A 13,983-nucleotide genomic window follows, 5' to 3' on the forward strand; every position below is an offset into this window, starting at 1 on the left:
ATTGTTTGGTTGTTGACCTGTTGATTCATGGGGAATATAAGGCTATCCTTTATTTTAATTGATCAGTCAATCAATAAACGCTTATGCCCAAAGTCGGAGTCCAGGAAGAACGCAGGCGCCAATTCATTGAAGCGACACTCGATGTGGTGGGTGAGCTTGGCCTGCAGAGTGCCACTATCGGTGCCATCAGCCGTACCGCGGGAATGTCCTCGGGGCTGATCAGCCATTATTTCGGTGGTAAACAGGCGTTGATTGAAGCAACGCTGCGTCAGCTGCTTGAAGAGCTGAAACTGGCATTGCTGGAACACACGCAATCCAGCTCCCTGACGTCGCAAAAGCGGCTAATGGCGATCGTGGAAGCCAACTACAGTGACTTTCAGCGTTCTGCGGCCACCACGCGCACCTGGCTCAGCTTCTGGGCACGAGCCATGCACGAACCAGGTCTGGCGCGGCTCCAGCACATCAACAACCGTCGTCTCTACAGCAACCTGTGTTACTCATTCAGGCAGCTACTGCCGCCGGAGGTGGCACGAGACGCAGCCAAGCAGACGGCGGGGCTGATTGACGGGTTCTGGCTGCGCAGTGCCCTTGGGCCCGATCAGGAACAGGGTTTTTTGGAAAGTGAAGCCCTGTGTAAAGCATTTATCAATAATACATTGAAACAGCACGGAGTCGAACCATGCCTCTGAACCGCTATCAGAATTTTGTGGCTGGCCAACCCATGGCCAACAGTACCGGTGAAACCTTCGAAGTGGTTAACCCTGGAACGGGTGAAGTGATCTACGAAGTGGAGGTAGCGGACGAAGGCGTGCGTCAGGCTGCGCTCGAAAGTGCTCGCGAGGGATTTGCAACCTGGTCCGCCATGACCGGCATGGAGCGGGCCCGTATCCTGAACCGGGCAGTCGCTCTTCTGCGTGGGCGTAATGACGAGCTTGCGAAGCTGGAAGTGCTCGACACTGGCAAGCCCTGGCAGGAGGCCAGTGAGGTGGATGTGAACACTGGCGCGGACTCCCTGGAATTCTACGCAGGCCTGGCTCCGGCTCTGGAAGGCAATCAGCAGGACCTGGGTGGCGACTTCTATTACACCCGGCGCGAGCCCCTGGGCGTGTGCGCTGGCATTGGCGCCTGGAACTACCCGCTGCAGATTGCCTGCTGGAAGTCCGCACCGGCGCTGGCCTGCGGTAACAGCATGATCTTCAAGCCTTCCGAGGAAACGCCGCTGACGGCGCTGAAACTGGCGGAGGTCTTGATGGAAGCAGGCATGCCGGCGGGCGTGTTCAACGTGGTTCAGGGCGCCGGCGAAGTTGGCGCCTGGCTGAGCCATGAACCGGGCATCGACAAGGTCTCCATTACCGGTGAGGTAGGCACGGGCAAGAAGGTGATGGCCGGCGCCGCTACCACCCTCAAGGAAGTCACCATGGAGTTGGGGGGCAAGTCGCCGCTGATCATCTTTGATGACGCTGAGCTCGATAACGCCGTTTCCGCAGCTATGCTCGCCAACTTCTATACCCAGGGTGAAATCTGCACCAACGGCACTCGGGTCTTTGTGCAGGAGGACCTGTATCCGGCTTTCATCGAGAAGGTGCTGGAGCGCAGCCGAAACAACATTGTGGCCGGCGATACTCTGAATCCGGAAACCAATCTTGGTGCCCTGATCTCCAGCGGCCACAGGGATCTGGTTATGGACTATATCCGCAAAGGCATCGAAGAAGGCGCGACTCTGGCCTGCGGTGGTGAGGAACTGGCTCCGGCCGGAGTAGAAGGCGGCTACTTTGTGGCACCCACCGTATTCACCGGCTGCACCGACGATATGACCATCGTGCGCGAGGAAATCTTCGGACCGGTTATGAGCGTGCTGGCCTTCCGCGATGAGGACGACGTCATCCGTCGCGCGAATAATACTCAGTATGGCTTGGCCGCCGGTGTCTTTACTCGCGACATCAAGCGAGCGCACCGCGTCATTCACCAGATCCAGGCTGGCATCTGCTGGATCAACGCCTACAACGAATCACCCTCCGAAATGCCAGTCGGGGGCTACAAGCAGTCCGGCATCGGCCGCGAGAACGGCTCAGCGACCATCAATCATTACACCCAACTGAAATCCGTCTATGTAGGCATGAGGGATATCGAAGCGCCGTTCTGATGGCCTTCGCCCCATGATTTTGGACCGCGAGGGGTGGGCTTCCAGCCCGCCCCGAGACGACAGATCCGGATAATCATCATGAGTAAACACCAATACGACACCATCATCGTCGGTGCCGGCTCAGCCGGTTGTGTGCTGGCTAACCGCCTTACCGAGGACCCTCATCACAGGGTTCTGCTGCTTGAGACCGGCGGCAGCGACCGGAGTATCTTTATCCAGATGCCCACTGCGCTGTCGATTCCGATGAACACCAAAAAGTTCGCTTGGCAGTTCCATACGGAACCCGAACCCTACCTGGACAACCGCCGTATGCACTGCCCGCGCGGCAAGGTTCTGGGCGGTTCCTCATCGATTAATGGCATGGTCTATGTGCGTGGCCATGCAAAAGACTTTGATGAATGGGAAGCCCACGGCGCCGAAGGCTGGAACTACCAGAACTGCCTACCGTACTTCAAAAAGGCCGAGACCTGGGTGTTCGGCGGCGATACCTACCGGGGCGAATCCGGCCCTCTGGGTACCAACAACGGCAATAACATGAAAAACCCGCTGTACCAGGCGTTCATCGATGCGGGTGAACAGGCGGGGTATCCCGTGACCGAGGACTACAATGGTCACCAGCAGGAAGGGTTCGGCCCCATGCATATGACCGTTAAAAACGGTCGCCGTTCTTCCACTTCCAACGCCTACCTTCGCCCTGTCATGAAACGCTCGAACCTGACCGTGATGACCGGTGCGCTGGTTCATAAAGTTCTGCTTAATGGTAAGCAGGCCGTGGGTGTGCGCTATGAACGCGGCGGCAAGGTGCATGATGTCAAGGCCAACAGTGAGGTCATACTGTCAGCCGGCTCCATCGGTTCGCCCCAGATTCTCCAGCTGTCGGGCATTGGCAACCGCCAGGTACTAGAAAAAGCCGGTATCGAGGTGAATCATGAGCTGCCGGCAGTGGGCGCCAACCTGCAGGATCACCTGGAATTCTACTTCCAGTTCCGCTGCAAACAGCCTGCGTCGCTTAACGGCAAACTGAATCCGTTGAGCAAGGCGCTGATAGGAACCCGCTGGATCCTCAACAAGGATGGTCTGGGCGCGACCAACCACTTCGAGTCCTGTGCCTTCCTTCGATCCAAAGCGGGCGTTGAATGGCCGGATCTGCAGTATCACTTTCTGCCGGCGGCGATGCGTTATGACGGTAAGGAGGCCTTCGATGGGCATGGGTTCCAAGTGCATGTCGGCCATAATAAGCCGAAAAGCCGGGGCCACGTGTACGTACGCTCGCCAGATCCCAGAGCGGCACCGGAAATCCTGTTCAACTACCTGCAGCATGAAGACGATCGCGAAGGGTTCCGCGACTGCGTGCGCCTGACCCGGGAAATCATCCATCAGCCGGCGATGGACGATTATCGTGGTGAAGAGATCCAACCGGGTGCGGATGCGACTTCTGACGAGGCCATTGATGCGTTCGTCCGCCAGGCCGTGGAAAGTGCCTACCATCCCTCCTGCACGTGCCCGATGGGCACTGATAAGCAGGCGGTGGTGGATCCGGATACCCGGGTTCACGGCATTGGTGGCCTGCGCGTAGTGGACTCTTCCGTATTTCCAACCATTCCCAACGGCAACCTCAATGGCCCCACCATCATGGTGGCCGAGCGGGCAGCGGATCTTATCCGCGGGCGTCAGCCTGAAGCACCGCTCAACGTGCCGGTGGGTATGGACGAGCACTGGCGGGTCCGCCAGCGGGCCGGAGAGCCCGCGCGCGAGGTCCGCTAACCCCTTTCTCCTCCCCAGCGCAACCAGTGCTGACCAGGGCAGTCTGTAACGGCTCCAGGCTGTCCGGGAGGGGAACTATTGCCATAAAAAAGACGCCGCAACCAGCAAAGGAGTTGGTTTATGTTAACCTGGTTAAGTATCGGACTGATATTCACCTTTACCATGATCGCAGTGGTCCTGCTGCGGTGGGGCAACCTGCAGGTGGTAGGTGTTACACCGGTCCGGACATTCACGTTCATGGCCATCCTGTTTACCTCCGGGCTCGATGTGGGCCTGATCATGTTCCCGCTCACTGAGTTCGGTGGTTATTCGCAGGACTACAGTGTGACCAATCCGCTCGCCATTGAGTTCGGATTCTGGGCTTTTCTGATATGGGGATTCTACTTCCTGACCTGCTTCTATTTCTGCGTGATTGAGCCGCGGGTGAAGTTTTTCGAGATTCCCTTGGTCAAGGTCATCAACAATGTGGTGATCATTGGCACCTGTGCCTTTACCGCTTATCTTCTGCTGAAGAACCTGCCGTGGTATCTGCCGGAAATGGGCGAGAACCAGACAGCGCAGATGGTCTTCTACGGCATTGTGTTTGTTTCCATCGGCATGGCGGTCTACTCCAGTACCAGCCTCAAGTACGTACGGGTATTGAGTGTGAGCACCAGCTGGATGTTCATCGGGCTGATCCTTCTTTTCTGGTATTTCGCGTTCATGACCGACAACGGAACCTTCGGGGATTTCACCAGTACGCTGAGCCTTCTGGGCGGGTACTTTGGCAATATTCACGAGTTCATGCTGCCGCTCAGTGATTATCACGCCTTCTATCTGTTCTGGTGGTTTGCCTGGTCTATTATGATTGGCCAGTTCACCTCGCGTTTTGTGGGCGGTCTCCGCACCTGGCAGCTGCTGCTGGCCATGCTGTTCCTGCCGTCAATCGCGATCGGCATCTGGTTTACTGTGCTGTACTACTACCATGTTGAAGAGATCGCCACTGCGGGGATCTTCAACGTGCTCATGGTCACAGTAGGCATCACCATGGTTATCAACTCCCTGGACTCGCTGATCCGGCTCTATACCGACAATCTGAACCTGACGGTCAAGCGTTTCGGCAAGTGGCCCTATTTTGCGGGGAACCTGGTAGCGATGATCGCTCTTACGCTGCTGTTTCAGCTGGAGTTCCTCAAGATCCAGTGGGTCGGGGCTCTGGTGATTGGTATCTATTTCGCGTGTCTGGTGTACATCATCACTCGTCATTGGGATACCGTGCGCAGCATCAACAGTTCTCCGGAAGAGAACAAGCTGGACTACAGCCTGGTCGATTCCGCGAATTGATGGTCTGAGGGCCCGTTGTGGCTGGAATGACTGGATCACGCCTGAATCTTTCTGGTAGAAAAGGGTGTTATCCGGCATTTCAAAAACAACACAACGGAGCCCATCATGGAAAAACCCTCCAGGGTCGCGGTCATCGGAGCCGGGCCCAGCGGCCTCACGGCAGCGAAAAACTGCCTTGAGGCCGACCTTGATGTCACTGTATTTGAACAGAGCGACCAGGTCGGCGGTAACTGGGTCTTCAACAGTCGCACCGGCCATTCCAGTGTCTACGAGAATACCCACATCATCAGCTCCAAGGCGTGGTCGGAATACGAAGACTTTCCCATGCCGAGCGACTACCCCGAATACCCCAGCCATCGCCAACTGCACGCCTATTTTGAGCACTATGCCCGGCATTTCGGCATCCTGGATGTCATCCGTTTCGAGCACTGGGTGGATCATGTCATCCGCAATGAGGATGGCACCTGGCATCTGAAAGTTACCCGGCCTGACGGCGCCGTTGTGGAGGAGGACTTCACGCATCTGATGGTGGCAAACGGTCACCACTGGAAGCCCAAGAATCCCGATTATGCGGGACACTTCAATGGCACCTGGCTGCACTCCCATGATTTCAAGGGCGTCAGCGATGAGTGGCGCGGCAAACGCGTGCTGGTGATCGGTGCCGGCAATTCAGCCTGTGATGTAGCGGTCGAAACAGCTCGGGTGGCGGATCATGTGGCGCTGAGTCTGCGCAGCGGCCAGTGGTTCATGCCCAAGTTCATGTTCGGCAGGCCCACCGATGTGCTGGGCTCGAACATGCCCACCTGGGTTCCGAACCGTATCCGTCAGCTGTTGTTTACGGGTCTTTTGAAACTGCTTCAAGGTGACTACTATCGCCATTATGGCCTGCCACGCCCGCGCCGGCTGGCGCTTAGCCACCATCCAACCATCAATTCCGACCTTCTGGATTTCGTCCGCCATCGGCGCATCCATCCCCGCCCGGCAGTCCGAGAACTCAATGGCGATACCGTGATCTTCCAGAACGACCGTGAAGAGGCCTTTGATGTGGTGGTCGCGTGTACTGGTTTCTGGATCAGTTTTCCGTTCTTTGATCCAGCTCTTATCGACTTCAGCGATGCCGAGCGGGTGCCTTTGTATCGGAAGATGATGCATGCGGACTTCACCAACCTCTACTTCATTGGCCTGTTCCAGCCTCTGGGCTGCATCTGGCCGTTAGCGGATTATCAGGCCAAGCTCGCTTGTCGGGAGATCCTGGGTTATTACGCGCGTCCTGCGAACATGCGTCAGGCGATCGAGGAAGAAATCGCGAACCCTCACCTGGATTTTGAGGCTGGCGGGCGTCATTCAACCGAGGTGGATTACCACAAGTTCCGGCGGGATCTGAAAAAAGAGCTCAGGATGGCGGGGATCGATATCGGGCGTCCTCCCGCAGGTAAGCCTGGACGCTACAAAGATTTCCAGAACGCATCGTGAATCGTGGTGGGTGCTGCGTTTGTGACTGGCTTCCACCCCTTGATTCAGATTCTGGCGAGAATGTTCCGCAGAGGCCAATGTGGCCGGAGAGGTCGCTACATAGCATTTCAGGATTTACGTCTGATCAATAAACCATAACAACAGGAGCTCTTGCATGATCAAAGTCGATGACAGGCCCACGACGCTGCACAGCCTTTTCTACTGGGCCCAGCGCTCCCCGGATATGATCTATATGCACCAGCCTTACCCGGACGGCTCGGTGCAGCACACGACCTGGAAGCAGGCAGCGGATCAGGTCCTGCGCATGGCTGCCTACCTGAAGTCGCTGGAATTGCCGGAGAAAAGCTGTATTGCCATTCTGGGCAAAAACAGTGACCACTGGATCATGGCGGATCTGGCGATCTGGGCCGCCGGTCATGTCTCGGTGCCGCTTTACCCGACGCTCAATGGTGATACAGCCGCCTATGTGCTGGAGCACAGCGAGGCCAAACTGATGATGCTCGGTAAGCTCGACGGCACCGCCGACGGCTGGAACGACATCAGGGAATACCTGCCCGCGGACCTGCCGATCATTTCAATGCCGATGTCACCGCGCCGAGACACGGAACAGTGGAAGGACATCGTCGCCCGCACTGAGCCGCTGGCCGAGCCCCATCTGCCATCACCGGATGAGCTTGCGACGCTGGTCTATACCTCCGGAAGCACCGGCAGGCCCAAAGGCGTGATGCACTCGTTCGGCACCATGATCTCGGTGGCGGAAGGGCTCAAACAGATTTTCCCCGTGGACCAGAATGACCGCATGCTTTCCTACCTGCCGCTGGCCCATGTGGCGGAGAGGGCAGCGGTCCAGACGTCGTCGCTGTACTTCGGTTTTCCATTGTACTTTGCCAATTCCCTGGATACCTTCCAGGAAGACCTGCAGCGGGCACGCCCGACGCTGTTCTTCTCCGTACCGCGGCTGTGGATGAAGTTCTACCTGACGATCTGTGACAAGCTGCCGCCAAAGAAACAGAAAGTCCTGTTCCGGTTTCCGCTGGTCAATCGCTTAGTCAAGCGCAAAATCCTCAAGCAGCTGGGCCTGGATCAGGTGCGTGCAGCCCTGACTGGTGCCGCTCCGCTGGCGCCGGAAATCATCCACTGGTATCGCAACATTGGCCTGGAGCTGCTGGAGGTCTACGGCATGTCAGAGAACTTCGGTTACTCCCATGCCAATCGCCCGGGTGACGCCAAGGTTGGCACTGTGGGTCTACCCAACCCGGGTGTGGAACACCGTGTGACGGATGAGGGTGAGCTGCAGGTGAAGAGCCCGGGGCAGATGCTCGGGTTCTACAAAAACGATGAGAAAACAAAGGAGGAGATCACCGAGGATGGATTCCTCAGGACCGGCGACATGGCGGAGGTCGACAAGAACGGGTACACGCGCATCACTGGTCGTGTGAAAGATCTTTTCAAGACCGCCAAGGGCAAGTACGTGGTACCGGTACCCATCGAGGGTCGCTTCACTCATCCCAAGGTCGAGGTGGTTTGTGTGGCCGGCGCCAACCAGCCCCAGCCATGTGCCCTGATCACTCTGTCTGAGGAAGCCCAGGCGGAACTCCAGAAGGGGGGCGATCATGCGTCCATCGAGAAGGAGCTGGAAGCCGAGCTTGATCGGGTTAACAGTCAGGTGGAGGACCACGAGACGCTGGCCTTCGGGGTGGTTGTGAAGGAGCCCTGGACCATGGAGAACGGCATGCTGACGCCAACCATGAAGATCAAGCGCAACGTGATCGAAGATCATTACGCCGATCGGCTGCCGAAATGGTATGAGCAGAAAAAGAAGGTGATCTGGGAGGAGTGATTGCCTTCTGATCACCGGTAAAGCACAAAACCCCGCCTCGGTGCTTCCGGCGCGGGGTTTTCTGGTTTCAGGCAGCGGGTGACGGGTCAATCGCCGTGGATGACCTCTTCCAGGCGGCGGATCTCGTCCAGGCTGTCCAGGCGTGCCTCATTGCTCATGGCATCCCGGTACAGCCGCTGGTTCTTCTGGCCCTGGGGACTGCCGTTCTCAGCGGCCAGGGTTGACCAGGCATAGGCTTTTGTCAGGTTGCGTTCCGTGCCCTGGCCCTCACCGTAGAGGTAACCCAGGTTGGCCTGGGCACCCACATGACCCTGCATGGCGGCTTTCCGGTACCAGCGGTAGGCGGTTTCGGGATCTTTCCCGGCGCCTTCACCGCGGAAATGGACGAATGCCAGCATCGCCTGGGCGCTGGCATGCCCACGCTCTGCTGCTACCTGGTACCAGTAGGCAGCCAATTCGCGGTCTTTCGGGGCCCCATTGCGCCCCTCAAACAGTTCGTCGGCGAGCTGCTTCTGGCGTTTCGGTGAGCTGCGTCCGATCCGGATCTCCCGCGCGAGCAGACCGGCATCCTTTTCAAGGTAGTCAATGGCCGGCTGGTAACCAGCATCCGCTGCGGCCTTAAGGTGCGTTTCGGCTGCTTCAAGTTCCCGCTCCTGCCGCAGTTTGCGCCCGAGTCGGTAGCGGGCCTGCGCGATTGCATGCTCGTTTGCCAGTGTCTCGAGCGCGGCACGGGCCTGTGCATCGGATTCAAATCCAACGCCGGTTTGCCGGTAGAGTTCGTAAAGCGCCATGCGCGCCCCGGGATTGCCGAGCTCACGATAAAGTTCAGCGGCGGCCTTGTGATCGCCGTCAGCCCGGAGCTGATTGGCATCTTTCAGAGTGGGGGCCGCGCAGGCGGCCAGTAGTAGTGCGGTCAGTAACAGTGAGGTTTTGCGCAAAACGGGAACCTGTCGCTTGAGTGTACCATGCGACCCACGCAACCATCAGACGTGGTTGCGCAGGCCGAGCTCATCCGGATAGGGAGTAAGATAGTCCTGCTGCTTCAGATAGGCAACGGGTTCCCGCCTCTGGGCCATGCGTAGAAGTGTCATAGGCACGACCAACGGCACCTGACCCTGCTGGTAAAGGTCAATCTGCTCGCGCAGCATTTTCCTGTCAGCATCGCTCATGGTGTTTCTTAGGAACCCCATAAGATGCTGCATGGCATTGGCATGGTCGCCACGGCTGATCTGGCGATTCATGGCCTGCATGAAAGAGCTGATGTAGCGTTCGGCCAGATCCGCCAGCGGCTCCGCTCGCAGGTTGGCCAGCATGGGGCCAAGTTCCCGGTAGGTCTTCTGGCAATGGGCCAGGAGCTGGAACTTGTGGCGTGTATGGAAGCTGAGCAGGCCACTCGCGGTCAAGCCTTGTTCCATCATGCGGCACCAGTCGTCGTAAACAAAAACGCGCTCAATGAAGTTTTCGCGCAGGTGGTTGTCGTTCAGACGGCCCTCCTCTTCCACTGGCAGTAGCGGGTAGGCGTCCATCAGCGCCTGGGCGAACAGACCGCGACCGTCGCGCCGGGTAATCTCCCCTTCCTGATTGTGGATTCGGATCCGTTCCATGCCGCAGCTGGGAGATTTTGCTTTCAGGATGAAGCCGCGCAGGCCGGAAAGGGCAGGCAGAACGGCTTGAATCCAGCCCTCCATGGCCTCGGTGTGATCCGCATCGCCGTTGGTTGTGATCAGTCGCAAACCGCTGTCATAACGGCGCAGGTGGATAGCGGGACGTGGTACCCCCAGACCGGCTTCCAGCTCTGGGCAAAGTGAACGGAACTCAAAAAACTTCGAGAGCACCTCGGTCAGATACCGTTTGTGTTTGTGTCCGCCGTCATGGCGTACTTCCTCGCCCAGAAGACAGGAACTGATACCAACCGGAATCTTCCGGCGCTGTGGTTCGTTCATGGGGTATCTCCCGAAAAATTCACTCCAGCAACTACGTTACGCCGTAGCTGGTATAGGCGATTACTCAATCTGGCCAGACTCGTTGGGCCAGCGTGGCAGGTGCCCTTTGGGCAGGCAAGGTCAGGCCTGCTGGCCTACCTCGGGTGTTGTGAGTGAAAGCTAGACGGTTGGTACTTCCTGTGGATTCGTCACCGGTGGGCAGGCTCTCTATAATGGGCGGTCTGATCGGGAGGGGGGTTATTGGAGCGAACTCGAGTCATTGCCGGCCTTATGGCGGACGCCTGCCATGAACTGCACAGCGCCTGGGCGCCCGCGTGCCGACTGCGCACGCGCATCGGTTCCGGTCGCGCCACCTGGCATCGCTATGACCCACGCCCTGATGAGCATTGCATCACCATTGGTCTACGCATGGTGGCGGATAAGGCTCAACCAGCTCTTTGTGGTGGCTGGCTCTCAGCTCGCGAGATTCAGGGACGGGGCTATTTTGATGGCGGGATTTCAGAGTTGAACCTGCTGACTCATGGCTGTTGCCACGAGTTTGCTCATTTGCTCCAGACCCGTTCCGGCGGAAGGCGGTACGGGGAGGTCCATAACGCGGCGTTCTACCAGTGGCTGGATCGCCTTCACGGCGCCGGCACTGCCCACTCGCTCCGAGCGCATCTGGCTGACGAGGCACAAGCTCGGGGGTGGGTGCTGGGAACCGATCGAGTCAGTGTCGCTGCCGAGACAGCCCTCAAGGATTTCTCCGTAGGCGCTCAGGTTCGCTTCGGGCCAGGGCTGCAGGGCCGTATCCGGCGTGTGAACCGACGCACCTGCACCGTGGATGGAACCGGCCCATGCCGAGGGCGGCGGTACCGGGTGCCACCTCAGATGATGACCGTTACAGGCTGAAGACAACCCTATGAACCAAACCCTTACCCTCGACCGCGTTGCTACAGACGAGCTGGATGCCATCAACCTGACGGTGGCGTCCGGCCATATTGTCTGTCTTTCAGGCTTCTCAGGTTCCGGCAAATCACGATTGCTGCGCGCCGTGGCGGATCTCGATCCCCATGACGGAGAGGTGAGGCTGGGTAATACGCCAGCACACAGCCTCATGGCGGACGCGTGGCGACGCCGGGTTATGCTGGTGCCCGCTGAAAGCCGCTGGTGGCACGATACTGTGGGTGAACACTGTGGAGCACTCCGTGAATCCGATCTTACGGCCTTGGGCTTTGAGGCCAGCGTTCACCAGTGGCCAGTCAGCCGCCTGTCCTCCGGTGAGAAACAACGTCTCGCCCTGTACCGTGCTCTGTCACTGGATCCGGGAGCGCTGCTGCTTGACGAGCCAACCGCCAATCTCGATGAAGCCACCCGGGAGCGGGTGGAGCAGTGGCTGGTGCGGCGCATCCATGACGAGGGCCTGCCCACGCTCTGGGTCGCCCATGATCCGAACCAGATCGCCCGCGTAGGCGACTCCCACTACCACATCAATGGCCGCCAGCTGGAAGAGGTTCCCCATGGAGCTGATTGAGCTTGAATACTGGCAGCTTGCGCTCGCCTCTACTCTGGTACTGATTCTCGCCGGGTGTTCCTGGTGGATCCGTCTGGGCTTTGGCCGCTCATTGGTGATCGCCGCCGTAAGAACAACCGTTCAGCTCTCACTCATCGGCCTTATCCTTGAAGCCCTGTTCAGCGTTGGTGCCCTTGGCTGGATTGCCCTCATGGGGGTGGTGATGGTGATACTGGCTGGCCGTGAGGTCATGATGCGTCAGCGGCGCCGCCTGAGAGGCGGCTGGGCTTTCGGCATCGGTACATCCGCCATGTTTGTCTCCGCCTTCACCATCGCCGTCATGACCCTGCTCATTGTCATCCGCCCGGACCCCTGGTATCAGCCGCAGTACGCCATACCGCTGCTGGGGATGATGCTCGGTAATACCATGAACGGCATTGCCCTCAGCCTTGACCGCCTTACCGACACCGTCTGGCGCCAGCGCGAGGACATTGAAGGCCGCCTGATGCTCGGTCAGCGCTGGCAGGAAGCGATCAGCGACATCCGCCGCGAAGCCATGCGCTCCGGCATGATTCCCACCATCAACATGATGGCCGCTGCCGGCCTGGTCAGCCTCCCCGGTATGATGACAGGCCAGATACTGGCCGGCAGCCCACCCGCCCTGGCGGTGAAGTACCAGATACTGCTGATGTTCACCATTGCCGCCGGAACCGGTTTTGGCACTATGCTGGCGGTGACGGCGGGGAGCTATCGACTGTTTGATCAGCGACAACGCCTCAGGACGGACCGCATCACCGACCCGACCCACTAGAAGGAGTGCATTGGGGTAGAGACGATGGGCAGGGGATGCTTGGAGGGAAGCTCGGTGGCCATGGATGGCCACCGCGCAGCCTACATGGAGCTACTGGTGGCGATTCCCGGAGAGCATCCCCTGGCCATCGGCTCGATCGGGGGATGAAGCACACAAAAAGCCGGCCTTTCGGGGCCGGCTTTCATCATTCCAGAATCACCGCAAAGCGATCACTGGTTTTTCTGGAACCGGAAGATCCCCCAGGTCAGGTAACCACTGTTACCCCCGTTGACCCAGTTTTTCAGCCCGGTCTTCATGCGATCAATATACTCCTGTGAAACCAGTTCGCGTTCAACCAGTTCATGCTCCCGCCGCTCGGTCTCCTCCAGGACGCGACCGTAATGACGCGGCAGCTGGGGCGTGTTGTCCTCAAAGCCGATCTCCTCCATGCCATTACGCTTGCAGGCGTCACGGTAGAAGCCCGGGGAACCCAGCGTATCCAGGTGTAGACGGTCCAGGATCGGCTGCAGAACGCCATCCGGGCAATCATCTGTCATCATGGGGTCTGTGAAGATGAACAGACCACCGGGTTTCAGAACCCGACCAACCTCTTCGATCACCTTCTCGCGGTTGCCGCTGTGCAGGAACGAATCCTGGGAGAAAACCACATCAAAGCTGCTGTCGTCGAATGGCAGTTCTTCGAAGTTACCATCCACGACTGTAATCCTGTCCGCGAGGCCCGCGTCCCTGTTGAAACCGCGGTTGCGTTCATTCTCCACCTCGGAAAGATTGAGACCGGTTATTTCCAGACCCAATGCCTGATGCAGATGACGCCCGGAACCGCCAAAACCGGACCCCAGGTCCAGAAGCTTCTGGCCGGAGTTCACGTAGGGCTCCATCAGCTCGCCCATGTGCTGCACGATCCGGCGGCTGGCGTCCAGAATCGGTTCTTTGTCGTCCTTGTAAAGGCCGACGTGCAGATCCTCGCCGCCCCATACATGAAAGTAGAAGTTGTCCGCATCGGAACTGTTGTAATACTCCCGGGCCGTGTTGACGGCTTCACTGTCGTACTTGTCGGTCATGAGATCAGACCTCCTCAGTCTATGGGTTCTTCCTCGGTAAACGGCTTACTGGGCAGCGGCTGATGCCGCATACCGCCCTCAGGCCGTGCGATGGCATACCCACCCATCGTCACAGCATGACGTTGTCAGCTTA

Annotated in this window: 12 protein-coding genes; 9 read left to right on the top strand and 3 right to left on the bottom strand. The window is 58.4% G+C overall.

The window, feature by feature from the left end; all coding sequences use genetic code 11:
• The first annotated feature begins 83 nt into the window (after nt 1-83).
• From betI to AAF659_RS05920, 6 genes are all read left to right on the top strand, one after another.
• Nucleotides 84-689 carry a transcriptional regulator BetI gene (betI, locus tag AAF659_RS05895; RefSeq protein WP_349750789.1) on the top strand — a complete coding sequence of 202 codons (606 nt, stop codon included), beginning with the start codon at nt 84-86 and terminating at the stop codon, nt 687-689.
• The gene (gene betB / locus AAF659_RS05900) at nt 680-2,143 is read left to right on the top strand and encodes a betaine-aldehyde dehydrogenase (protein WP_349750790.1); all 1,464 of its coding nucleotides are present in this window, start codon (nt 680-682) and stop codon (nt 2,141-2,143) included. The genes betI and betB overlap by 10 nt, the downstream gene beginning before the upstream one ends.
• 78 nt (nt 2,144-2,221) lie before the next feature.
• The gene (betA, locus tag AAF659_RS05905) at nt 2,222-3,907 is read left to right on the top strand and encodes a choline dehydrogenase (RefSeq protein WP_349750791.1); all 1,686 of its coding nucleotides are present in this window, start codon (nt 2,222-2,224) and stop codon (nt 3,905-3,907) included.
• A gap of 120 nt (nt 3,908-4,027) precedes the next feature.
• On the top strand, nt 4,028-5,230 hold the full coding sequence (locus AAF659_RS05910) for a BCCT family transporter (RefSeq protein ID WP_349750792.1): 1,203 nt from the start codon (nt 4,028-4,030) through the stop codon (nt 5,228-5,230).
• 105 nt (nt 5,231-5,335) lie between these two features.
• Nucleotides 5,336-6,703 (top strand): flavin-containing monooxygenase, encoded by a 1,368-nt coding sequence (locus tag AAF659_RS05915; RefSeq protein ID WP_349750793.1) that lies wholly within the window; start codon nt 5,336-5,338, stop codon nt 6,701-6,703.
• Between the two features lie 154 nt (nt 6,704-6,857).
• The gene (locus AAF659_RS05920) at nt 6,858-8,543 is read left to right on the top strand and encodes an AMP-binding protein (RefSeq protein WP_349750794.1); all 1,686 of its coding nucleotides are present in this window, start codon (nt 6,858-6,860) and stop codon (nt 8,541-8,543) included.
• An 86-nt stretch (nt 8,544-8,629) separates the two neighbouring features.
• On the opposite strand, the gene AAF659_RS05925 is transcribed toward AAF659_RS05920, so the two are convergent.
• Both AAF659_RS05925 and AAF659_RS05930 read right to left on the bottom strand, forming a co-directional pair.
• Nucleotides 8,630-9,481: a tetratricopeptide repeat protein gene (locus AAF659_RS05925; protein ID WP_349750795.1), complete on the bottom strand. Its 852-nt coding sequence runs from the start codon at nt 9,479-9,481 to the stop codon at nt 8,630-8,632.
• A 45-nt stretch (nt 9,482-9,526) separates the two neighbouring features.
• Nucleotides 9,527-10,486 (bottom strand): YbgA family protein, encoded by a 960-nt coding sequence (locus tag AAF659_RS05930; protein WP_349750796.1) that lies wholly within the window; start codon nt 10,484-10,486, stop codon nt 9,527-9,529.
• Nucleotides 10,487-10,726: 240 nt separating this feature from the next.
• Between AAF659_RS05930 and AAF659_RS05935 the strand changes: the two genes are divergently transcribed.
• From AAF659_RS05935 to AAF659_RS05945, 3 genes are read left to right on the top strand one after another with little or no spacing between them, the layout of a single operon-like run.
• Complete coding sequence (locus AAF659_RS05935) at nt 10,727-11,377, top strand: hypothetical protein (RefSeq protein WP_349750797.1); 651 nt, start codon at nt 10,727-10,729, stop codon at nt 11,375-11,377.
• Between the two features lie 10 nt (nt 11,378-11,387).
• Complete coding sequence (locus AAF659_RS05940) at nt 11,388-11,999, top strand: ABC transporter ATP-binding protein (RefSeq protein ID WP_349750798.1); 612 nt, start codon at nt 11,388-11,390, stop codon at nt 11,997-11,999.
• The gene (locus tag AAF659_RS05945; protein WP_349750799.1) at nt 11,986-12,789 is read left to right on the top strand and encodes an ABC transporter permease; all 804 of its coding nucleotides are present in this window, start codon (nt 11,986-11,988) and stop codon (nt 12,787-12,789) included. Before AAF659_RS05940 ends, AAF659_RS05945 begins: the two co-directional genes overlap by 14 nt.
• 209 nt (nt 12,790-12,998) lie before the next feature.
• Here the strand turns inward: AAF659_RS05945 and AAF659_RS05950 are convergent, their stop codons facing one another.
• On the bottom strand, nt 12,999-13,850 hold the full coding sequence (locus AAF659_RS05950; protein ID WP_349750800.1) for a methyltransferase domain-containing protein: 852 nt from the start codon (nt 13,848-13,850) through the stop codon (nt 12,999-13,001).
• Nucleotides 13,851-13,983: the final 133 nt, after the last annotated feature.

The sequence above is a fragment of the Salicola sp. Rm-C-2C1-2 genome (assembly GCF_040196175.1).
Taxonomy (GTDB): domain Bacteria; phylum Pseudomonadota; class Gammaproteobacteria; order Pseudomonadales; family Oleiphilaceae; genus Halospina.

Excerpts from the sequence above, each read along its gene's own strand:
- betI (WP_349750789.1), top strand. The coding sequence starts at position 84 with ATGCCCAAAGTCGGAGTCCAGGAAGAACGCAGGCGCCAATTCATTGAA.
- betB (WP_349750790.1), top strand. The coding sequence starts at position 680 with ATGCCTCTGAACCGCTATCAGAATTTTGTGGCTGGCCAACCCATGGCC.
- betA (WP_349750791.1), top strand. The coding sequence starts at position 2,222 with ATGAGTAAACACCAATACGACACCATCATCGTCGGTGCCGGCTCAGCC.
- AAF659_RS05910 (WP_349750792.1), top strand. The coding sequence starts at position 4,028 with ATGTTAACCTGGTTAAGTATCGGACTGATATTCACCTTTACCATGATC.
- AAF659_RS05915 (WP_349750793.1), top strand. The coding sequence starts at position 5,336 with ATGGAAAAACCCTCCAGGGTCGCGGTCATCGGAGCCGGGCCCAGCGGC.
- AAF659_RS05920 (WP_349750794.1), top strand. The coding sequence starts at position 6,858 with ATGATCAAAGTCGATGACAGGCCCACGACGCTGCACAGCCTTTTCTAC.
- AAF659_RS05930 (WP_349750796.1), bottom strand. The coding sequence starts at position 10,486 with ATGAACGAACCACAGCGCCGGAAGATTCCGGTTGGTATCAGTTCCTGT.
- AAF659_RS05940 (WP_349750798.1), top strand. The coding sequence starts at position 11,388 with ATGAACCAAACCCTTACCCTCGACCGCGTTGCTACAGACGAGCTGGAT.
- AAF659_RS05945 (WP_349750799.1), top strand. The coding sequence starts at position 11,986 with ATGGAGCTGATTGAGCTTGAATACTGGCAGCTTGCGCTCGCCTCTACT.
- AAF659_RS05950 (WP_349750800.1), bottom strand. The coding sequence starts at position 13,850 with ATGACCGACAAGTACGACAGTGAAGCCGTCAACACGGCCCGGGAGTAT.